Origin of the sequence: Streptomyces sp. NPDC087422 (assembly GCF_044744145.1) — a bacterium.
Lineage (GTDB): Bacteria > Actinomycetota > Actinomycetes > Streptomycetales > Streptomycetaceae > Actinacidiphila.
The window spans coordinates 1,263,010-1,284,745 of sequence record NZ_JBIUXT010000001.1; the positions used below are offsets into that span (position 1 = coordinate 1,263,010).

The 21,736-nt window shown below is 73.1% G+C and carries 15 protein-coding genes and 1 pseudogene; 5 read left to right on the forward strand and 11 right to left on the reverse strand.

Translation table 11 applies throughout. The features are described from left to right. Nucleotides 1–3 precede the first annotated feature (3 nt). The 7 genes from ACIO6U_RS05765 to ACIO6U_RS05795 form a co-directional block, all read right to left on the reverse strand. Nucleotides 4–846: a phytanoyl-CoA dioxygenase family protein gene (locus ACIO6U_RS05765; RefSeq protein ID WP_391050655.1), complete on the reverse strand. Its 843-nt coding sequence runs from the start codon at nt 844–846 to the stop codon at nt 4–6. Nucleotides 847–986: 140 nt separating this feature from the next. Beyond that, nucleotides 987–2,141: a transcription termination factor Rho gene (gene rho, locus ACIO6U_RS05770; RefSeq protein ID WP_355347174.1), complete on the reverse strand. Its 1,155-nt coding sequence runs from the start codon at nt 2,139–2,141 to the stop codon at nt 987–989. Nucleotides 2,142–2,518: 377 nt separating this feature from the next. Next, on the reverse strand, nt 2,519–4,642 hold the full coding sequence (locus ACIO6U_RS05775) for a restriction endonuclease (RefSeq protein ID WP_401307250.1): 2,124 nt from the start codon (nt 4,640–4,642) through the stop codon (nt 2,519–2,521). 135 nt (nt 4,643–4,777) lie between these two features. Next, nucleotides 4,778–6,124 (reverse strand): D-alanyl-D-alanine carboxypeptidase family protein, encoded by a 1,347-nt coding sequence (locus ACIO6U_RS05780; protein ID WP_401715759.1) that lies wholly within the window; start codon nt 6,122–6,124, stop codon nt 4,778–4,780. A gap of 170 nt (nt 6,125–6,294) precedes the next feature. After that, on the reverse strand, nt 6,295–7,368 hold the full coding sequence (locus tag ACIO6U_RS05785; RefSeq protein ID WP_401715762.1) for an inositol-3-phosphate synthase: 1,074 nt from the start codon (nt 7,366–7,368) through the stop codon (nt 6,295–6,297). Further along, nucleotides 7,365–8,261: an MBL fold metallo-hydrolase gene (locus ACIO6U_RS05790; RefSeq protein ID WP_355347186.1), complete on the reverse strand. Its 897-nt coding sequence runs from the start codon at nt 8,259–8,261 to the stop codon at nt 7,365–7,367. Before ACIO6U_RS05790 ends, ACIO6U_RS05785 begins: the two co-directional genes overlap by 4 nt. A 23-nt stretch (nt 8,262–8,284) precedes the next feature. Further along, nucleotides 8,285–9,310, reverse strand: coding sequence for an MsnO8 family LLM class oxidoreductase (locus ACIO6U_RS05795; RefSeq protein ID WP_391050664.1), 1,026 nt, complete (start codon nt 9,308–9,310; stop codon nt 8,285–8,287). A gap of 163 nt (nt 9,311–9,473) precedes the next feature. Here ACIO6U_RS05795 and ACIO6U_RS05800 point away from each other — a divergent pair, with 163 nt between their 5' ends. Further along, the gene (locus ACIO6U_RS05800) at nt 9,474–10,793 is read left to right on the forward strand and encodes a transglycosylase family protein (RefSeq protein ID WP_391160706.1); all 1,320 of its coding nucleotides are present in this window, start codon (nt 9,474–9,476) and stop codon (nt 10,791–10,793) included. Here the strand turns inward: ACIO6U_RS05800 and ACIO6U_RS05805 are convergent. From ACIO6U_RS05805 to ACIO6U_RS05815, 3 genes are all read right to left on the reverse strand, one after another. Further along, nucleotides 10,775–11,482 carry a phosphatase PAP2 family protein gene (locus ACIO6U_RS05805; protein WP_401715766.1) on the reverse strand — a complete coding sequence of 236 codons (708 nt, stop codon included), beginning with the start codon at nt 11,480–11,482 and terminating at the stop codon, nt 10,775–10,777. The two genes, ACIO6U_RS05800 and ACIO6U_RS05805, sit on opposite strands and share 19 nt — an antisense overlap. 159 nt (nt 11,483–11,641) lie before the next feature. Beyond that, entirely contained in the window at nt 11,642–12,646 is a 1,005-nt protein-coding gene (locus ACIO6U_RS05810) for an aldo/keto reductase family protein (RefSeq protein WP_401715769.1), read from the reverse strand. 111 nt (nt 12,647–12,757) lie between these two features. Further along, entirely contained in the window at nt 12,758–15,688 is a 2,931-nt protein-coding gene (locus ACIO6U_RS05815) for a discoidin domain-containing protein (protein WP_401715771.1), read from the reverse strand. A gap of 445 nt (nt 15,689–16,133) precedes the next feature. Between ACIO6U_RS05815 and ACIO6U_RS05820 the strand changes: the two genes are divergently transcribed. From ACIO6U_RS05820 to ACIO6U_RS05830, 3 genes are all read left to right on the forward strand, one after another. After that, nucleotides 16,134–17,495, forward strand: a complete 1,362-nt coding sequence (locus ACIO6U_RS05820; protein ID WP_401715774.1) for a hypothetical protein — start codon at nt 16,134–16,136, stop codon at nt 17,493–17,495. A 121-nt stretch (nt 17,496–17,616) separates the two neighbouring features. Beyond that, complete coding sequence (locus tag ACIO6U_RS05825) at nt 17,617–18,900, forward strand: AAA family ATPase (protein ID WP_401715777.1); 1,284 nt, start codon at nt 17,617–17,619, stop codon at nt 18,898–18,900. 221 nt (nt 18,901–19,121) lie between these two features. Further along, a complete protein-coding gene (locus ACIO6U_RS05830) occupies nt 19,122–20,354 on the forward strand; it encodes a VWA-like domain-containing protein (RefSeq protein ID WP_401715876.1) in 1,233 nt (410 codons plus the stop codon). Nucleotides 20,355–20,362: 8 nt separating this feature from the next. On the opposite strand, the gene ACIO6U_RS05835 is transcribed toward ACIO6U_RS05830, so the two are convergent. After that, nucleotides 20,363–21,043, reverse strand: a complete 681-nt coding sequence (locus ACIO6U_RS05835) for a hypothetical protein (RefSeq protein ID WP_401715779.1) — start codon at nt 21,041–21,043, stop codon at nt 20,363–20,365. Nucleotides 21,044–21,324: 281 nt separating this feature from the next. Between ACIO6U_RS05835 and ACIO6U_RS05840 the strand changes: the two are divergent. After that, nucleotides 21,325–21,736 (forward strand): annotated as a pseudogene (locus ACIO6U_RS05840) (sortase-dependent protein); the annotation flags it as partial.

Genomic DNA, 21,736 nt, shown 5'->3' on the forward strand with positions numbered 1-21,736 from the left:
ACGCTAACCGATCACGGGCCGGGAGTCCGCCTCCCTCCCCGCGGGCCCCCGCGCGGACTCCATGCCGAGGCCGCGTCTGATCGCGGTCTCGACCGGCGAGTAGCCGCCGTCGGCCCGCTCCAGTTCGTACGGCGCCGCGGGCAGAAGCGGCGGCTGGGCCATGAAACGCGGACGGCTGCCGTGGTGCGGCTGGGCGGCGTGCACGAGGAACGGGTGGCAGAGGTAGACGTCGCCGGGGGAGCCGGTGGCGAGGGCGAGCGGGCGGTGTTCCGTGGCCGCCGCGATCTGCTCGGAGACCGCCAGGATCGAGGCGCCGGCCTCGCCGTACGGGGCGAGGACCGCGGGCACGTCCAGGTGGGAGCCGACGCGGATCCGGGTCGGCGCGTTCTCCTCGTCCACCTCGGTGAACAGGAACAGCATGAGCAGCGCGCGGTCGCGGGAGCGGACGTTGGCGAAGTACCACTGCTCGCCGGGGACTTCGTAGCTGCCTTCGATGTGCCAGCCCGCGTCGTCCGGCTCGTCCGGGTGCGGGAAGCGCAGCGGGAAGGAGCCGAGGGAGTACCGCGGCGACCAGCGTCCGGCACCGACAAGACGGTCGAACGCGGCGTGCAGGACGGGGGTGTTGGCGGCCTCGGCGAACGGCGGCTGGGCCATGCCGCCCACCCAGTGCACCGGTTGTGTCCAGGTCGCGGGGTCGGCGGGGTCGCAGCCGGTCTCCTTCCACAGGAGATCGGCGCAGGCGCGGGCGGTCGGGGCGGGTACCGCGCCCTCGATCCTCACGAAGCCGTCCCTGAGGAAGGCCCGCTCCCACGCGTCGTCGGCGTGGCTGTCCGTGGCGTCGTCCATCCCCCGATCATCACGTCGCGCGATGTGCGACGGCCACCGGATTTTCTCCGGGTGCGGGTGCGGGTGCGGGTGCGGATACGGGTGCGGATACGGGCACCGGCGCGGGCTCGTGCCCGGTCCGGGTCCGGGTCCCGGCCGGCTCAGACCTCGCCGGGCACCGTGCTCCGGATCTGCCGCAGGAAGGCGTTGTTGTCCGGGGTCTGCCGGATCTTGTCCAGCAGGACTTCGAGGCCGGACTGGGTGCCGCGCCCTTGCAGGACCCGGCGCAGGCCGCGTACGACCGCCAGTTCGGGGCCGGGCAGCAGCAGTTCTTCGCGGCGGGTGCCGGAGATGCCGACGTCCACGGCCGGGAAGATCCGCCGCTCGGCGAGGGAGCGGTCCAGGTGCAGCTCCATGTTGCCGGTGCTCTTCAGCTCTTCGTAGTAGTAGTCGTCGGCGCGCGACCCGGTGTCCACCAGCGCGGTGGCCAGGATGGTCAGCGACCCGCCCTCCTCGGCGAGCCGGGCGGCGCCGAAGAACTGCTTGGGGCCGATCAGCGCGGCGGCGTCCACACCGCCGGTCAGCGTGCGGCCGCCGGTGGAGGCGGCCGAGTTGTGCGCCCGGCACAGCCGGGTCAGCGAGTCGAGCAGGACCACCACGTCCTGGCCCTGTTCCACCAGCCGCTTCGCCCGCTCGACGGCGAGTTCCGCGACCGCGATGTGCTGCTTGGCCGGACGGTCGAAGGTCGAGGCGATCACCTCGCCGCGCACGGTTCTGCGCATCTCGGTGACCTCCTCCGGGCGTTCGTCCAGCAGCACCACCATCAGGTGGCACTCGGGGTGGTTCTCGGCGACGGCCGTCGCGATGCTCTGGAGCAGCATCGTCTTTCCGGCCTTGGGCGGGGCCACGAGCAGGCCGCGCTGCCCCTTGCCGACCGGGGTCACCAGGTCCATCACCCGTCCGGCGAGCGCGCCGGTGCCGGTCAGCGCCGGGCTCTCCAGCCGCAGCCGCTGCCGGGGGTGAAGGGGCGTCAGGTCCCTGAAGTGCGGTCGTCCGCGCAGGTGTTCGGCCGGGACGCCGTTGACCAGGTCGACGCCGCCCAACGTGCCGGGCTTTCCGCCGAGGGTGCCCTCAACGAGGTCGCCGTTCCTGAGTCCGGCCTGCCGGATCTGGGCCTGCGGTACGTGTACGTCGTCGGGTGTCGGCAGCAGCCCGGCGGATCGGAGGCGGCCCTGGCCGCCGTGGATGTCGAGTACGCCCGCCACCCGAACCGGCGTCTCCTGCCGGACGGGAGGGCGTTCAAGGATGTCAGTCATGGGAGTCGTCCTTTCTCGGACGAGAGGAAAGTCGTGTGCGCGGCAGGTCGCCGTGCGAGTACGGGGTGCGGCGGGTCTGGCGTGTGATGCGTCAAACGGGCATGCCGGAAAGGGATTTCGGCGTGAGCGGGCACAACACGCTCCACGTACCGCGGAGATCACCACAGGGCCGTCGTGCGACCGTCAGGTGATTCGAGAACTCCGTGGGGACCGGGACCAGAGCCATGGGGCCTGGGGCGCGTCACCGCGAGGAGCTGTCATTCAGAACGAGCACCGGCGCCGCAAGGAGGGGCGCAGACATGTGCCGCACACAGACGATAACACGGCGGGGTCGGCGGATGTTCCCGAACCCGTATCCCGGGGAGGGAACCCGCCGCTCAGTCGACCGCGATCCCGTGCTCCCCGACCAGCGCCACCAGCCCGCCCGAGCCCGCGTAGCCCTTGCCGCCCGCCACGAAGCGCCAGTCGGCGCCCGTACCGCTCCTGCGGAAGGAGCCGAGCACCAGCGCCGTCTCGCCGGGCCTGCCGTCGGAGACCTCGAGGCGGTCGGCCTCGGCTCCGCTGGGGTCGGTGAGCCTGATCCGGGCGTCGGTGAATCCGGTCAGGTCGGCGTCCGGATCGGCCTCCGGGTCGACGGCGGCGACCAGCACCACCCGGTCCGCGCGGGCGGGCAGCCGGTCGAAGCTCACCCAGATCGCGGCCTTGTCCCCGCCGAGCGCGGGCATCATCCGCACACTGCCGTCGGGCGTGCGCGGATTGTTGAAGAAGACGAAGTGGTCGTCGTCCAGCACCCGGCCGCCCCGGCACACCAGCGCGCAGACGTCGAGCCGCACACCGCCCGCCCACCACATGCCGAGCACGCTCGCCTCGGAGTCGGCGTCCGCGTCGGCGTCGATACCGGGCAGCACCGTCGAGACCAGCGTCGGGGTGCGCTCGACGGTGCCGGGTGCGGGGCCCAGACGGCCGCCGAGCCCGTTGCTGTGCAGCAGGTCCACCAGGTCCGGGCCCGACACCAGCGTCAGCGGCTTGCCGTTGGCGAAGGCGTGCGAGGTCGGCCCGAAACCGGAGGTGGTGATCAGCACGCCCTTGTTGGCGCCGACGCTCTGCACCGTGCCGAACAGGTCGCGTACGGCACTCGGCGAGACCGTGTTGCGGTAGCGCTTGACCTGCACCACGATCTTGCCGCCGCGTATCGGGTCCGGGTCCAGCGCGTCCACGTCCACACCGCCGTCGCCGGAGCGCACCGTCGTGACCGCGTTCATCCCCATCGCCCGGAACAGCCGCGCGACCAGCTCCTCGAACTCCAGCGGGTCCATGGCCAGCAGGTCGGGCTCCTCCTCGCCGCCGTGCGAGACCATCGTGCGGCCCGCCTCGCCCGGCAGCCGGATGGGCTCGACGGCCGCGCGCTTGTCCGGGCGGGGGGAGAGCCGGCCGTCCAGCGCCTCGGTGAAGCAGTCGACCGCGTTGACCCGGTCGAGGTTGACCGCCGCGAAGGCGGCGTCCGACACCAGCGCGGAGGCGACGACGGTCTTCGTACGGTGGCCGGTGGCCGGGTCGGTGTCGTCCACGAAGCCGTTGAGCACCACGGAGTCCAGGACGTCGTGTGCGTCGGCGCCGAACAGCTCGCGCAGCACGAGCAGCAGGCACTGGGCCAGGACGTCCCGGTAGGCGGCGCGGCGCTCGGCGACCGGGCGCGCCACCTCCTTGTCCCGGTCGGCGCCCGGCATGTACCGCACCAGCGACGCCTCGGGCACCACGGAGAAGGCGGGCAGCTCCCAGTCGAGCACGAGCTGCCGGTCGGCCCGGTCGTAGGACGCCGAGACCTGCCGGGGCAGGCCGTGCGGCCACGCGGCGGACGCGTAGAGGGCCGCCGTCAGATAGTCCTCGACCGCCTCGGGGTCCCCGTCGCGCAGTGCGGCGACGGATGTCTCGACCTCGGCGTTCTGCCGCCGGATCTCCGCCAGCCGCTGATCGGCCCACTGCCGGTACTGCCGCTGGTAGTCGGCGAGTTGGCGCTGCCGCAACGCCTCGGTGGCCTGCGCGGCCCGCAGGTCGTTCTCGTACAGCGTGCGGGCCCGCTCGCGCTCGTGCCGTGCCGCGCCCCAACCGCCGCCCTGCCGGGGTGTGTACGCGTTCGGGTCGGGCATCGGGATCGGCTCGGCGAGCCGTCCGGGGGCGAACGGCTCGACCACCTCGGGCGTCAGCAGCGCCGCGGGGGTGAAGACGGGCGCCGCGCAGCCGGCCGCCAACAGGCCCTGGAGCTCGGCGAACCGGCGCTCCAGGTCGTCGGTCCGCTGCCGCGCGTCGGCCTCCCGGCTCGCGCGGTACGCGGCCTGCTGCTCACGGCTGCGCCGGGAGGCGGCCCGCTCCGCCGCGCGCTGCTGCCGCTCGGTCTCCCGCCGCGCCTGCAACCAGGCGCGCTGCTGGGCCTCTTGCTGCCGCTGGCGCTGCCGCTGGACCTCGGCCCAGGTGGATACGGGACCGGAAGTACGGCGGCTCATGCGGGTACGGCTCCCTCTCGGCGCGGCGCTGCGGACACCGTGCGTGCCCCCTGCCCGGCAACTGAGAGTACGCCCCTGGCCAGCGCGTCGTCACCGCTTCCGGCCCACAGCGTGGCCCGAGTCGGCGCTCCTCGCTCAGCGCGCCTTCGCCGCGGACCGGCGGCGCAGCACGACCACCGAGCCCGCCGCGCCCAGCGCCAGCGCGCCGCCCACGTACCAGGTGGTCGGCGACGACGACGCGGCGTCCGCGGTGCTGGGCGCCTGCGGCGCGGGGGCGGGCTTCGGCTCCTGCCGCGCGGGTTCCTGGGCGGGCTGCCGCGCGGGCCGCTCGGCCTCCTGTGAGGCGTGCGCGGAATCGTCGTGGTAGGCGGTCGTCGCCGTGTTCAGCGTGCCGACCGACGAGGTACGGCCCGCGGCCGAGAAGCCCCAGTCCAGCAGCGCGCCCGCCTCGTGGTAGACCGCCTGCGGCAGCCCGGACTGCGGATTCATCACGGTCGCGATCAGTGTGCGGTCCCCGCGCTTGGCGGCGGCGACCAGGGTGTTGCCCGCGTTGGTGGTGTAGCCGTTCTTCACACCGATCACGCCGGGGTAGCGCTTGACGCCGTCGGCGCCGGTGAGCAGCCGGTTGGTGTTCTGGATGCCGAACGACTTCACGTACTTGCCGTGCGCGTCGTAGCCGCCGGGGAACTGCGCCCACCGGGTGGAGGCGTACGTCGCGAAGTCCGGCATGGCCAGGCCCGCGCGGGCGATGACGGCCAGGTCGTAGGCCGAGGAGACCTGGCCCGGCATGTCGTAGCCGTCGGGGGAGACCACATGGGTGTCGTCCGCGCCGAGCATCTCGGCCTTGGCCTGCATCTGGCTGACGGTCAGCGGCACCGAGCCGTTCATGTGCGCCAGGACGTGCACGGCGTCGTTGCCCGAGCTGAGGAAGACACCGCGCCACAGGTCGGCGACGGTGTACGTCTGCCGGGCCTGGATACCGACCAGGCTGCTGCCCGCGCCGATCCCCGTGAGGTCGGAGTCGGTGACGCGGTGGGTGGCGTCGCCGGGGAAGCGCGGCAGCACGGTGACCGCGAACAGCGTCTTCAGGGTGCTGGCGGGCGGCAGCCTGCGGTGCGGGTCCTTGGCGGCCAGCACCTGGCCGGTGCGCGCGTCGGAGACCGTCCACGACAGCGCGGACAGCCCGGACGGCAGCCGCGGCGCCCCGGCGTGCGGCTGCACCAGCACCCCGTGCCCGGCGAGCAGCGGACCGCCGGCGACCACCGTCGCGGCGCCGGGGCCCGACGAGCCGCGCCCGCCGTCCGCGGGAAGGGCCGTCGCGGCGGCGGTCGCGGCGGCGGACACGGTGGCCAGCGCGGCCGCGGCGGCGAGGCAGCAGCCGACGGCCAGACACCTGGCGGCGGCCACCGAGGCCGCGACGGCGGGGGCGGCGGTCTTACGAGGACGGTCGTGGCGGCACGACGAGGCGCGGAAGACGTTCATGCCGTCACCGTAGGAACGCCGTGGCCGGGTCGGCGCGGCGACGTGACCCATAAGGATGAGACACCGCCGCCACCGGCGTGACGCCCGGGGGCCGACCGGCTGACGGCCGCTCACCGGCCGGCGACCGAATCCGACGCGCCGTCACATCCCCGGTCCCCGAAGCCCGCTGATCACCCGTCGGACAGCGCCGCGAGCCCCGCCTCGATCGCGGCCTCGTCCAGCGGCGTGGGCGGGGCCTTCATGACGGCCGCCGACACCGGGTCCACCACGCCGCCGAGACCGCGGTCGAGCGCGGCCTTCAGATAGCGGACGGCGTCCAGCACGTTCCCCGCGGCGCTCGGCGAGTCGTCGACCTCCATCCGCAGGTCGATCTCCAGCGGTGTGCCGCCGAAGCCCTCCGCCTCGACCCGGATGAAGGCCACCTTCCGGTCGGCGAGGAACGGGATGAAGTCGGCGCCCACGTGCGACGGCGCCGCCTCGCCCGAACCCCCGTACATCCCCTGCGTCTTGGTGGCCTTCTTGCTCGCCATCCGCTCCGCGTCCTGCATGTTCAGGAAGTCCATGTTCCCGCCGCCGAGCAGTTGGTACGTGCTCCGCAGCCGTACGCCGTTGCGCGCGAGCACGTCCACCAGCGCGCGGTGCACGAGCGTCGCGCCGAACTGGCTCTTCAGGTCGTCACCGGCCAGCGGCAGCCCCGCCTCGGCGAACCGGCCCGCCCACCGCGGGGAGCGGGCGATCACCGACGGGATGCAGTTGAGGAAGGCGCACCCGGCGCGCAGCGCGGCCCGCGCGTACAGCTCGGACGCGGCCTGGCTGCCGACCGGCAGGAAATTCACCAGGACGTGCGTGCCGCTGTCCCGCAGCCGCCGCGCGATGTCGTCGACGGTGGCCGTACCGCGCGCGTCGACCTGGTCGGCGGCGCTGCGCCCGACGCCGTCGCTCAGCGCGCCCTCGGTCACCTCCACGCCGAGGTGCGGCACCTTCGCGAAGGCCCGCGCGTTGTTCGGCGGCGCCCAGATCGCCTCGGACAGGTCGCGGCCGGTCTTGGCCGTGTGGACGTCGAAGGCGGCGGTGAACCGCACGTCGGAGACGGCGTAGCCCGCGCACACCGGGTGGGTCAGGCCCGCCGGGCCCGCTTCCGGGCCGTCGCCGCTCCCGGCCGCGGACGCGTAGAACTCCACGCCCTGGACCAGGGAGGAGGCGCAGTTCCCCACGCCTATGACGCCGACGTTGACGGTCCTCATGCGCGCTCCGGGTCGAGAGGTTCGGTGCGGGGTTCGATGTGGACGAGGAAGTCGGCGAAACCGTGGACGCCGGGGCGGGCGTCGACCGCGGTCAGCGCCGCGCGCAGGGCGCGCAGGTGGCCCACGTCCATCTGGAGCGGCGGCTCGTCCGGCTGGTGGGTGGTGCCGCGGGGGTAGTCGTCGCCGGGCGTGGTGGTCATCTCGATGTGACAGCCGAGCAGATGGGTGACCGGGTGCCGCTCGCAGAAGGCCAGCAGCCGGTCCACGGTCGCGGTGTAGGCGGCCGGGTCGCGGACGTAGAGATGACCGGGGTAGAGGGTGTCGCCGGTGAACAGGATTCCGGTGCGCCGGTCGTGGAAGACGGTGGCGGCGGCCTCGTGCCCGGGGCCCGGCAGCACGTCGAGGACCCGGCCGCCGAGGTCGAACGTGGCGGTGCCCCGCGGCCAGTCCCGCAGCCCGTAGAAGGCGGTCACCGCGTCGAGATCCGGACCGACCACGACGGTACGGGGCCGGTCGGCGAACTGGGCGTCGCCCGCGATGTGGTCGCCGTGGCCGTGGGTGTGCGCCACCACCAGCTCGTACGCGTCCGGCTCGGTGCCCGGCTGGAGGGCCAGCCACGCCTCGATCGCCGCGTCCACGGTGCGGCGCAGCGGGAAGTGGCGGGCGTCGGCGGTGGCGCCGGTGTCCAGCAGCAGGGCGCGCTCGGCGCCGAGGAGCAGGAAGAGGAAGGGCGCCTCGAAGTGCACCGACATGTTCTGCCGCAGGATCAGGGTGTGTTCGTCGTACGCGTGCACCTGGATCTCCGGCGCCGGGTCGTGCTTGGCCGACGGCCACCCCGCGTGCCAGCGGACATCGAGGTCGCCGGAGACCGGTTCGATGATCTGTTCGCTCACTCGGTGACCCTAACCCGGCGCTCTCACGCGGCGGCCGGATCTCCCGAGGTGATCGCGGCCAGCAGCCGGTAGGACTCCAGCAGCTCCGCGCGGTCGTACGTACTGGTCGTGACGAGGAATTCGTCGGCCGCGCTGCGCTCCAGCAGCGACTCCAGCGCCTTCGCGACGTCCTCGGGCGTGCCGTGCAGATGCCCGGCCATCGCCTCCTCGAAGCGTTCGCGCTCCGGACCCGTCATCGTGCGCGCGGCCGTCGACTCGTACGGCGCGAGGGCCGGAAAGACGCCGTGGGTGCGGGACCAGGCCGTCGACCACGCCTCCGGGACCAGCAGCCTGCGGGCCCGCTCGCCGCTGTCGGCGACCGCGACGGTGCCGGACAGCACGACATAGGGGGCGGCCGACCACGCGGAGGGGCGGAAGGCGGCGCGGTAGCGGTCCACCGCGCGCAGCATCGCGTCCTCGCCGCGCACACCGCCGATCACCAGCGGCAGGCCGTGCGCGGCGGCCAGGTCCGCGCCGCTGCCGACGGCCAGCAGGAACACCGGCGGACGCAGCCCCTCGGCGGGCCAGGCGTGCACCTGCGGGTGGACCCGCTGGGTGCCGGTGAAGTACCCGAGCAGTTCGTCGATCTGCGCGTCGAACGCGCCCGCCGCCTCCTTGCCGCGGCCCAGCGCCTTGCGGATGCCGTCGGTGAAGCCCACCGACCGCCCCAGACCCATGTCGATCCGGCCCGGGAACAGCGCCTCCAGGACCCCGAACTGCTCGGCCACGACCAGAGGTTGGTGATTGGGCAGCATCACGCCGCCGGTGCCGACCCTGATCCGCGAGGTGGCCGCCGCGACCGCCGCCGCGAGCACCGTCGGCGCGGAACCGGCCACGCCGGGCACGCTGTGGTGCTCGGAGACCCAGAAGCGGTGGTAGCCGAGCGCTTCGACCTCGCGCGCGAACGCCACGGTGTCGCGCAACGCCTGAGCGCCGTCCTGGCCCTCCCTCGTGCGGGAGCGGTCAAGGACGGAGAACGGGGTGTCGCGCAGCGGAGAACTCACGTTCATTCCAACGCGTACCGGACTCCGTCATTCCCGAACCGCCCGAAACCGAACACTTGTCGTCACCCCTTGTGGCCGAGTGTGTACGGGCCCTATCTTTGGCCCGCCCGGCAATTCGGGCGTACGGCAGCCCAGGCCCCACGGGCCGGTCCTGGAGAGGACTCGTGCTATGCCCTTACGCGGACGTCACCGCCGATACCGCCCCAGCCGCGTATCGCAGGCATCCCTCACCGTCACCGCGGGCGGCGCCGGTCTCGCCCTGCCGCTGATCGGGCTGAGCAGCGCCCACGCGGCCGCCGAGAGCACCTGGGACAAGGTCGCCAACTGCGAGTCCTCGGGCAACTGGCAGATCAACACGGGCAACGGGTACTACGGCGGGCTCCAGTTCGCCTCCAGCACCTGGAAGTCCTTCGGCGGTACGGCCTACGCGCCGCGCGCCGACCTCGCCACGAAGAACCAGCAGATAGCCGTGGCCGAGAAGGTGCTGCACAGCCAGGGCCCCGGCGCCTGGCCGGTCTGCTCGGTACGCGCCGGGCTGACCCGTACCGCCGCCACCGCCTCCCACAAGGTCGAGGTGCCCGCCGCGAAGGTGCGGACCGCGTCCGACCAGGCGCGCAGGACGCCCGCGAAGGCCCCGGTCAGGAGCGAGACCAAGAGCACCGCGAAGGCCCGGGCCAGTTCCCCGGCCAAGGCGCCCGCGAAGAAGACCACGCCGAAGACCGCGCAGCCGAAGTCGGCCCCGGGCAAGGACCGTTACACGGTGAGGTCGGGCGACACGCTGTCCGGCATCGCCGACGACCACCATGTGGCGGGCGGCTGGCCCCGGCTCTACGCCGACAACCGCTCGGTGGTCGGCGACGACCCCGACCTGATCCTCCCCGGCCAGCGGCTCGACCTGCGGACCCCGGTGGCGCACCCGCAGCACACGACGCAGCGCGAGCCGCACACCACGACCCGTCCCAAGGCGCAGCCGAAGCCGACGCCCAAGGCCGCCCCGAAGGCCATGCCCAAGAAGTCGGTGGCCCCCGCGGGCACCCGCACGCTGGACCGTACGACGAAGCCCGCCGCGGCCCCGACCCACACCGCGTACACCCTGCCGGTCAGCGGCGCGCCGATCGGCACGCCGTACCACGCCTCCGGCTCCAGTTGGGCCAGCGGCTACCACACAGGGGTGGACTTCCTGGTCGGCACCGGCACCAGCGTGAAGTCGGTGGCCGCGGGCACCGTGGTGACGGCGGGCTGGGGCGGCAGTTACGGCTACCAGATCGTCATCCGGCACGCGGACGGCGACTACAGCCAGTACGCGCACCTGTCACAGATCTCGGTCAAGGTCGGACAGAAGGTCACCTCCGGCCAGCGGATAGCCCGTTCGGGCTCGACCGGCAACGTCACAGGACCGCACCTGCACTTCGAGATGCGGACGGGACCCGAATACGGCGACGACATCGACCCGCTGCACTACCTGCGGGCTCACGGCGTCTCGATCTGATCGGACGGGCCGGGTCCGCCCGGCCCGCTCCGGCCGGCGAACGTCGTGAGCGGCGGCAGCGCCGCGCCGAGCCAGCAACCGGCGAAGAGCCAGCCGCCGAGGACATCCGTCGGCCAGTGCACGCCCAGATACACGCGGGTGCAGCCGACGGCCAGCGCGACGAGCGCGCACAGCGCGGTGAGCAGCCGCCCCGTGCGGCCCGGCCGCCAGCGCAGCAGCCCCCAGGCCAGCAGCCCGGCGGCCATCGCGCTGGACGCGGTGTGCCCGGAAGGGAAGGAGTAGCCGGAGGCGTGCGTCGCCCAGTCCGCCGCGGGCGGCCTGGCCCGGTGCAGCGCCATGACCAGCAGCGTGCGTACCGCCTGGCCCGCGAGCAGCACGACCAGCGCGAGCAGCGCCATGGGCACACCGCGCGAGGTCCGCAGCGCGCCGCGTCCCACACCGCCGCCGCCCGCCAGCCAGCCGCCCAGCACGGCGGCGAGATACGGGAACGGGCCGGTGCCGAGGTCGGTGACGGTACGGGCCACGGTCACCATGGCGTGCGGCCGGTGCTCCACCGACCAGCGGTGCGGCCCGGTGTCCACCGCGTACGGCGTGCCGTGCCTGGCCAGCACCACCCAGGCGAGCACCGCGAAGGCGGCGGCGAAGGCGGCCGGGAGCAGTACGCGGCGCCATGGCGCGCGGGCGGTCACCGGGGGAGCGGCCCTTCTCGCTCGGTACGCGAAAGGCCCGCCCGGCCGCGGGCGTCAGCTTCGTCTACAGGCACGTAGACATACTGTACGCGGCGGCCGGGCGGGCTTCCCCTCGGCGTGATGGATCGGACCGTGTTCCGCGGGTGTGCGCCTCGGGCGCTACGGCCGCGCGGCGGGCGTGATCTGCGGTGTCTTCAGCGGGTCGGTGACCGCGACCGGCTCCAGGACGGCGTCCAGCTTCGCCAGCAGACCCGCGTCCAGGGTCACGCCGGCCGCCTTCACGTTCTCCGCGACCTGCTCGGGGCGGGACGCGCCGACGATCGCGGCCGAGACGTTCGGGTTCTGGAGCACCCAGGCGACCGCGAGCTGAGCCATCGTCAGACCGGCGTCGGCGGCCAGCGCGTGGAGCTGCTGCACCCGCCCCAGCACCTCGTCGTTCATCCAGCGGTCGATCATGTTCGCGCCGCCCTTGGCGTCGGTGGCGCGCGAACCGGCGGGCGGCTGCTGCCCCGGCACGTACTTGCCGGTCAGCACACCCTGCGCGATCGGCGAGAACACGATCTGACCGATGCCCAACTCCTCGCAGGCGGGCACCACTTCGGCCTCGATGACGCGCCAGAGCGCGGAGTACTGCGGCTGGTTGGAGACCAGCGGGATGCGCAGCTCGCGGGCGAGGGCGTGCCCGCGGCGGATCTGGTCGGCCGTCCACTCCGAGACGCCGATGTAGTGCGCCTTGCCGGAGTGCACGACGTCGGCGAACGCCTCCATCGTCTCCTCCAGCGGCGTGAACCGGTCGAACCGGTGCGCCTGGTAGAGGTCGACGTAGTCCGTCTGGAGCCGTCGCAGCGAGCCGTCGATCGACTCCATGATGTGCTTGCGGGACAGACCCCGGTCGTTGCGTCCGGGACCGGTCGGCCAGAAGACCTTGGTGAGGATCTCCAGACCCTCCCGGCGCTCGCCCTTCAGCGCCCGGCCGAGCACCGACTCCGCGCGGGTCTGCGCGTACGTGTCCGCGGTGTCGAAGGTCGTGATCCCCGTGCCCAGCGCCGCCCGCACACACGCGGTCGCCGCGTCCTCCTCCACCTGGGAGCCGTGGGTGAGCCAGTTTCCGTAGGCGATTTCGCTGATGATCAGGCCGCTGCGGCCAAGGTGACGGTATTCCATGGGACCGACTCTAGATCGCCCGCCCGTACCGCCGCGACCGGCACGAATGCCCCGCCCCGGGGGCCCTGAGCTACGGGGCCGCCGGGGCGGGGAGTCGGTGCGGTCACCGGATCAGGAGGCGTAGGCCTCCAGCTCGGAGAGCTGGCCCGCCGGCCAGCCGGTGTTCCCGGTGAAGGTGAGCCGCAGGTAGCGGGTGGTGGTCGGGGTCAGGGTGACGGTCGCGGTGTCGGTACCCAGGGTGAAGGTGTAGCCCGCGGACGCCTTGAGCGTGCTGTACGTGTTGTTGTCGGTGGAGCCGAGGACGCTCAGCGTCTCGGTCCTGGTGCCCCAGTTGGTCGGCAGCTTCAGCACCAGCCGGCCGACGGTCTTGGCGGAGCCGAGGTCGACCGTCAGGGACTGCGGGAAGGCGCTGTTGGCGCTCTCCCAGTAGGAGTTGACGTTGCCGTCCACCGCGTTGGCCGCGACGTAGATGTCGGAGTGACCGGTGTCGGTGGCCGTACGGCCCTGCGCCAGGTTCGGGTTGGCGGGCGGGGTCGTGGGAGGCGTGGTGGGAGGAGTCGTCGGCGGGGTCGTCGGCGGGGTGGTCGGGGGAGTCGTGGGCGGCGTGGTCGGCGTGCCGTCGGCCGCGTAGACCTCGAACTCCGAGATCTGGCCCGCGGACCAGCCGGTGTTGCCGGTGATGTTCAGCCGGACGTACCGCGCGGTGGCCGCGTTGAAGGTCAGCGTGGCCGTGTTGCCCGACGACGGGTTGAAGGAGACGCCGCCCGAAGCCTTCAGCGTGCTCCAGGAGCTGTTGTCCGTCGAACCCAGCACCGACAGGGTCTCGGTACGGGTCGCCCAGTCCGCCGACGGCGGAAGCTTGAGCGTGACCTTGCCGATCGACTTGGCCGCGCCGAGGTCGACGGTCAGCGTCTGCGGGAAGGCGTTGCTGTTGCTCTCCCAGTACGAGGACGCGTTGCCGTCGACGGCGTTGGCCGCCGAGTAGCTCTGCACCGCGGACGAGGCGGTCGCGGGGCGGCCCTGCGCCAGGTTGCCGTTGGCCGGAGTCGTCGGCGGGGTCGTCGGGGGAGTGGTGGGCGGCGTGGTCGGGGGCGTGGTCGGCGGGGTGGTGGGAGGCGTGGTCGTACCGCCGCCACCGCCGGTCGGAACGCCGCCGTTGGTCCAGATCGGGGTCGGCCAGGTGCCGGTGCAGGTCTGCCCAGTGATACCGGAGTTGCCGCCGCCGTCGATGATGTTCAGGCCGGTGCCGACGCAGTTGTGGATCGGGGTGGCGGACTGGGCGATGTTCTTCGCCTTGACGTTGATGAACGTCATGTCGGCCGGTGCCTGCGCCTGGATCGCGTAGGTGCCCGCGCCGTCGATGTTGACGTTCTTGAACGTGACGCCCGTGACGCCGCTCTCGATCGACTGGATCGCCTCGTAGGAGCTGTCGAGGATGTCCGTGTCGGTGATCTGGATGTTGGCGTCGACCTTGCCCTGAAGACCGTCGAACCAGATGGCGCCGACGCCGAACTGCCAGTTGAAGTCGCTGTTACCGGTTCTGATCAGCGTGTTGCGCGCCGCCGTGATGGTGCCCGCGACCGCGGTGCCGGAACCGGCGTTGACCCCCGGGTAGCGGTTGGCGATGTGCAGGCCGCCGCCGTTGGAGATGGTGTCGGCCATCACGTTGTCGGAGATGTTGAAGTCCTTGCCGCCGTACGTGACGATGTTGTTCGCCAGGATCGGCAGCACGACCGTGTTGTGGTCGAAGCTGTCGTTGACATTCGGCACGTTCTCCGGCCAGCCCGCCAGACCGTCGTCACCGGTGTTGCGCACAAAGGTGTTGGTGACCGTGGAGTTGGTGACGCCGATGTGGAAGTTCACACCGTCGGCCGTCGTGTCCAGGATGCGGCTGTTCTTGATGGTGAAGTGGTCCATCGGACCGTCCATCCACGCACCGCACTTGACGTGCTGCAACCACAGGTTGTCGACGGTGGAGTTGGACATCGCGCCACCGAGGCCGTTGACCTGGTCGTTGTCCTCGCGCTCGCGGATGTCGCCGATGATGGCGAAGTCCTTGAGGTTGACGTTGGTGCTCGGCCCGCCCTGGTTGGTGTACTTGCCGTAGATACCGGCCGCGTTGGAGCGGTTCACCGGGTCACGGCCGCCGAGCACGCTGTACCAGGGGCCGGCGCCGACGAGGGTGACCTTGTCGACGATGACGTGGCTGTACAGCGTGAAGTTGCCCTGCGGGATGTATACGGTCTTGCCCTGCGCCTTGCCCGCGTCCACGGCCGCCTGGAACTTGGCGGTGGAGTCCGTGGCACCCGTCGGGTCGGCGCCGAAGTCCGTCACCACGTCGAGCGCGCCCGCGGGCTTGGCGATCGGGGCCGCGACCGTCTCGAAGTCCGCCAGGTCGATGGTGAACGTCGGGGACTGCGCCGTGGACGTCACCTGCACGCGGATCTTGGTGCCGGCCGGGTACGTGGTCCCGAACATCGTCCGCGACTCGTCGTAGAAGTGGTGCGGGTTGGTGTCGCCCGGGTTGTTGTTGAACGGGTAACCGCCGTAGTACCAACTGTACTTCGAGGTCACCGGCAGGGTCTTGATCGAGGTCCCGTTGGCCTGCACGTCCAGCGTGGCGTCCCTGCCCTTGCCGTCCGCGGTGTCCGGGAGGCTGTAGCGCAGCGACATCGCGTTCGCGGGCGCCGTCAGCGTGAACTCCACGTACTGTCCGGCGGCGCTGAGGGTGACGGCCTGACGGCCCGACGCCTCGGACGGCAGGTGGCCGTAGTAGCGGTCGGGGCCGATCAGCGCGCCGTTGGTGGTGGCGTACTCGGCCTCGAGCTCCTTGAACGGCACGTTCGCGCCGCGGCCCGATATGCCGACGGGTGAAGGGGCGGGTACGCCTGCCGCGTGGGCGGCGGGGGCGTTCGCCAAGGTCACGGCGGTCAGCGCGGCTGCCGCGGCCACGGCGAACGACAGCACCGCGGCGGCGCCGCGCTGTCTGACTCTGCGGCTTCTTTGAGGACTCAACTCATGGCTCTGCAATGAGTGCGACACAGGCACACGTCCTTGCGCGTCGAGGGGGGTGAGAGGGGGGTGGAACTAGGGGGGAACTAGGGGGGAACACCCGGCCAGGCGTGGAGAGACTACGAGGCGGGTCGCAGTAAGTCCATGAGTCTGCGCAAAAATGCGATGGCTCCTCGCAATATTCACGACACCTGACCGTCATAGACGGCTCCAAAATCCGATAATTCCCGATGCTCCACACATCCGAGGCCGTCACGCCCGGCGGCCGGCGTCACCGGCTCTCCGTCCGCCGGAGCCGTCTGCTCGCCGTGCGCTCGCGGTCCGCTCTCCGTCCGCCGGAGCCGCCGGCTCCCCGGCCGTCTGACGGAGGCTCACCCGTTGATGGAGTCCGGGCGGCGGCTGTGCCTATGATGGGCGTGATGACGAACTCCTTCTCGTATGAAATGGGGGAATCGTTCGACCAGGGTGAGTGCTGATGGCACCTCACCTCACGGACGAGATTCCCGCCCATGTGTTGATGTGGCGCCGCGTACGCGAGTACGCCGTGCCACCGTCCATGATCGAGACCGCCACCGCGCGGCGTGCCGTCGGCGACTGGGCCGGGGCGTGCGCCGCGGCCCGGGTCGACGCGGATCTCGATCTGCGAGCCGTGCGCACGCGGCACGGCACCGAACTGGCCGCCCGACTCCGGGCGGATCTACGCCGGTTGGCACCCGATCTGCTGCGCTGGCACATGCCGAGGATCGCGCCGGACGGCCGCTTGCGGCCCGGTGTGACCATCCTCCTCGCGCGGTACGGCGCTTCGGCCGGTCCGCCGGTCGACCTGGTCGTACGGACACCGCCGGCCAGAGCCGACGCGGGGCAGCGGATGGCGCTGGCGCTGTGGCAGGAGCCGGGGCACGGCGCCGCCGGAATCCACCCGCACCCGTATCCCGAGCGGCGCTTCCGGCTCGACCTGCACCGGCATCTCTGGGACGCCGGGCGGAGCGGCGAACTGGCGCGGCGCTGCGGCGCGGACGAGGGTCCGTGGGCGTCGGGGCGGTGGGCCGCGGAGGCGGAACTGCTGCTGCGAGCCGAAGGCCGCCCGCGCGGCGCCTTCGCCGTACGGCTGGGCGCGCGCGACCGCGCCGCGTTCGAACTCGTCGCCCCCGACGACAGCCATGCCCCGACCTGCCGGCCGCTGCGCGAACCGCTGCGACCGCACGACATCGCGGCGCTGCCCGTACTGCCGGAAGCGGCGGCCCGCGTCCTGCCGGACCTGGAACTGCTACGGGCCGGGCTGATCACGGCCGACCGGCTGCACCCGCTGGTCGCCGCGGCGCTGGCGTCGTACGACACCGCCCCGGCCGCAGGTCACGGCCCCGAGCCCGGTGATCCGCACCGGGTGGAGTGCCGCGGCGAGATCCACCGGATCGCGCTGCAGGACGGGGTGCTGACGGCGGTCGACCACGACCCGGCCGAACTGCGCCGCGAGGACCTGCTGGTGGCCCTCGGCGGACCGGCGCTGCCCTGTCTGCGGGCGATCGACGCCGTGCACCGCGACCCCGAGGCACTGCCCGCGGTACGGGAACGGCTGCGCCACGGCGACATGGCCGGGGCGCTGGCCGTCGTCGAAGGACTGCTCGGGCCGCGCGCGGTACTCCGCGACGGGCCGCTCCGCGAGGAGTTGGAGCGGGCCGCCGTCCGCCGCGTCGACCACGGCGTCTTCCGCGCGGGACTCGTCGCGGAACACCCCGCCTCGGCGCAGCGCCGTCCGCGCCTCGTCCGCCATACGCCGCGGCACATTCGCGCCAAGCGCGTCAGCCGGGCCAGGCCCCGCACCGGAACGGCCCGCTGACCCTCCGCCACCTGATTACCAGTCAGGTCCTATACCTGCACGACGCGTTGAGCGCCGCCCTGCCGCACAAACCCTTCGGAGCGGGCCGTCCCGTTCCCCTGACCAACCCCAGGTGATGCCCATGACGTCCAGCACCCTCCTGCCCACGACCGCCTTGACCTCTGCCTCCACCCCCGTGGGCGACCCCCAACTCGCCGTCGCCGACGACCTTCTGACGCTCCTTCGGACCAGCACCACGGAACCGCGCCCCGACGAACAGCTCGAAGCGCTCGCCCTGGCCGTCGCGGCCGACCTGCCCGTACTGCTGTGGGGGGAGCCCGGCATCGGGAAGACCGCGGCGCTGACCCAGCTCGCCGCCTCCCTCGACCTGCCGCTGACGACCGTGATCGCCAGCGTCCACGAGCCGACCGACTTCTCCGGGCTGCCCGTCCTGGGCGACGACCCCGCGGTACGCGGTGTGCCGATGGCGCCGCCCCAGTGGGCCGTGGAACTGGTCCGGGCCGGGCGCGGACTGCTCTTCCTCGACGAACTGTCCACGGCCACACCGGCCGTTCAGGCGGCGCTGCTCCGGGTCGTGCTGGAGCGCCGGGTCGGCGCCCTGCAACTGCCGCCCGGCGTACGGATCGTGGCCGCCGCCAACCCGCGCGCGTCCGCGGCCGACGGGTGGGAGCTGAGCCCGCCGCTGGCCAACCGTTTCGTCCATCTGTTCTGGGTGCACGACCGTGAGGTGGTGGTACGCGGCCTCGGCGGCGTCTGGCCGCGCCCGGAACTGCCCAGGCTCGTACCGGAGTCGCTGCCCGAGGCCGTGGCCCTCGCGCGGCGCGCCGTCTGCGGCTTCCTCGAAGCCAGGCCGACGCTGATCCACCGGCTGCCGAGCACGGAGACGCGGCGCGGCGGCGCGTGGCCCTCGCCACGGAGCTGGGAGGCCGCGCTGACCTTGCTGGCGTTCGGTACGGCGGCCTCCGCGTCCCGCGAGGTGCTGGCCCTGCTGGTGCGGGGCGCGGTGGGGGACGGGCCGGGACTTGAACTCCTCGCCCACCTGGACCGGATGGACCTGCCCGACCCCGAGGCGCTGATGGCCGACCCGCCGACCGCGGAACTGCCCGAGCGCGGCGACCTGCGGCAGGCGGCGCTGGAGGGCGTGGTGGCCGCGGTCGGCGCGCGGCCGGAGCGGGCGCGGTGGGATGCGGGCTGGGCGGTGCTGGTCAGGGCGCTGGAGTCCGGCGCCCCCGACCTGCTGGTCGCCCCGGCCACCGCGCTGGCCGGACTGCGGCGCGACGACTGGGAGGTGCCCGCCGCGGTGGAGCGGCTGGTCTCGGTCATCGGCCTCGCCCGCCGCGCCGAGCAGTCGGTGGCGCGGGTCGCGGACGCCGAGGCGGCCCGGACGAAGAGGACGGGCCGATGAAGGACACGGCGAAGCGACGGATGACGGACACCGCCAAGGGGCCCGTGGCGGTCACCGCGAAGGAGCCGGTGGCGGTCACCGGGAAACGGCCGGTCACCGCGCGACCGCGCCCGATGCCTCCGCCTGCGCCGCCGCGCCCGGTACGGCCTCTCGCGCCGAGGCGGCAGCGCCCCGCCGACCAGCCGTACGCTGCCGGACTGCCCCTCGACACCGAGAAGTTGATGGCGGCCCGGCTCCACGCGGTCAAGGTCCGCCCCTACCTCGCCAGCGCCCTCTTCGCCCTGCACGTGGTGGAGGACCGGTCGGTGCCGACGATGGCGGTCGACGCGTACTGGCGCTGCTACGTCTCGCCCGGTTTCGTCGCGCGCACCCCGACGGAGGAACTGGCCGGCGTCTGGGTGCACGAGGTCTCCCACCTGCTCAGGGACCACCACGCGCGGGGCGAGCGGTACGCCAGGGAGCACGAAGAGCCCGGTCCGGGCGGGCGGCAGGGGACAGGAACGCCCCCGTCCGAGGGCTGGGAGAGGCTGCGGCGCAACATCGCCGCCGACTTCGAGATCAACGACGACATCTACGGGGACGGTCTGCCCCGGCCCGCCGGGGCCGTGCTGCCGTCGCTGCTGCGGCTGCCCGACGGCCTGCTGATGGAGGAGTATCTGCGGACGGCGTCGATGTCCGGGCTCGTCGGGGACCTGGCCTGGCTGGACTGCGGCAGCGGCGCCGACGGGCAGGCCAGGTCGTGGGAGCTGGGACCGGACGGGGCGCACGCCCTGAGCAGGCAGCAGCGGGACGCGGTCCGCTTCCGGGTCGCCGAGGGGATCAAGGGGCGGCCGGGGGAGGCGCCCGAGGGCTGGCGCAGATGGGCCGAGGAGGCGTTCCATCCCCCGCAGCCGTGGCGGCAGTTGCTCGGCGCCGCGGTCCGCTCGGCGGCGGGCGCGCCGGGCGCGGGCGAGAACCACAGCTATCGGCGTCCCTCACGGCGCTCGGCCGCCGTCCCCGGAGTGCTGCTGCCGAGCCTGCGCCGTACACCGCCGCGGGTCTGCGTCGTCATCGACACGTCCGGCTCCGTGAGCGACGCCGAACTGGGCGCCGCGCTGCTGGAGGTGGCCGCGATCTCGCGGGCGGTGGGCGGGCGGCGCGACCTGGTCTCGGTGATCTCCTGCGATGTCGCGGCCGGTGTGGCCGTACCGATCTGCCGCGCCGAGGGCATCGAGCTGATCGGCGGCGGCGGTACGGATCTGCGCTCCGGCTTCGCCCGCGCCCTGCGCTCCCGGCCCCGCCCGGACGTCGTCGTCGCCCTGACGGACGGTCAGACACCGTGGCCGTCCGAGCAGCCGCCCTGCCGTACCGTCGTCGGCCTCTTCCCCCGCCCCTCGCGCGCCGTGCGCGAGGACGACGCCGAGTACGTCCCGGACTCCCCGCCGTCGTGGGCGCGTGTGGTCACCATCGGCTGAGCGGCACCTCAGCGGCGGGGCGCCGACCGCCGGGGGGAGGTGAGAAGGAAGGGGCGGGCGGCGCGGTCGCGGTGCCGGGTGGACTGCCAGCCGCGGGCGTCGAGCAGCGCCGCGCACCGGACGAGGTGGCCGGCCGCCTCGTCCGGGGCGGCAGCGCCCCGCCAGGACACCTCGACGGCGCCGTCCTGCGCGGAAGGCGTGACCGTATAACCGTCCGGGGCGGGCGGACAGCCCGCCGCTTCGAGGGCCAACGACACGGCGTGCACGAGCCGTTCGCGCTCCCACGGCGCGGGCACGTCGGTCACGCCGTCGAGGAGCACCGCCCGGATTCCCAGCAGGCCCTCCCACGCGGCGGCCACCTCGGCCGCGCGGGCGGGACCGCGGCCGGGCGTCACCGTCCCCGTACCGTCGTCGGCCGTGAAGGTGCCGACGGGGACCGCGGGCGGCTCCGCGGCGGCTTCCGCCTCCCGCGCCGCCTCCCGCGCCGCTTCGGCCGCCGCCAGCGCGGCGCGCTGCCGCAGACCCTCCTGGGACAGGTAGTAGGCGGGGTGGCCGCTGCGGCCGTGCGGCACCGCGAGACCCGCCGCCACCAGCGCCGCGCAGACGTCGGCGCGCGCCGAGAGCCGGCCGGTCGACGGATCGGAGCCGGCGACCGCCTTCCGCTGAGCGGGGGTCAGTGCCTTGGCCACGCGACCTGCCTCCTTCCGCCTGACGTGCCCGTGCTGTCTCCCGCACGGTACCGCCCGCGGCCGACACTCCCCGCGCGCCGCGACCAGCGGGCCCCGGACCGGCGCCCGGTGATCGAATCCCCTGGAATTGCAGGTGAATTGATACGGGCTCCGTAATGGTGGGGGGCGGTCGCCGGGCGGAATTCCGCCGGGTGTAGGGTCCCGGTCCCCGTAGTTATGGCGGACGGGGGCGTCGCCAGGGAGTCGGAGAACACAGCGAAATTCAGGGAGGATTCATGCAAATGACGCGCCAGAGCCGCAGGCGCTCCGGTGTCATAGCGGGCGCCGGAATGGCGGCGCTCATCGGGTCGGCCGTACTGGCCGCGCCCGCATCGGCACACACCCCCAACTGGTCGGTGGACTGCGACTCGGTCTCGGTCCACCTCACCGCCTACAACGCCCGGGTCACCAACTCGGTGACCGTCTCCGTGGACGGCGGCGCCGTGCTCGCGAGCAATGAGTCGTTCGGCGGCAGCTACGACTTCACGGGTGCGCTGCCCGACCACAGCACCGCGATCAAGGTGCACCTGGTCGTGAAGGCGGGCGACGGCAAGCAGTACGGCAGGGACGAGTACAAGACGTCCGAGCCGTGCGAGAAGCCGCCGACCACACCGCCGCCCACCACGCCCGAGACGCCGCCGCCCACCGCGCCGC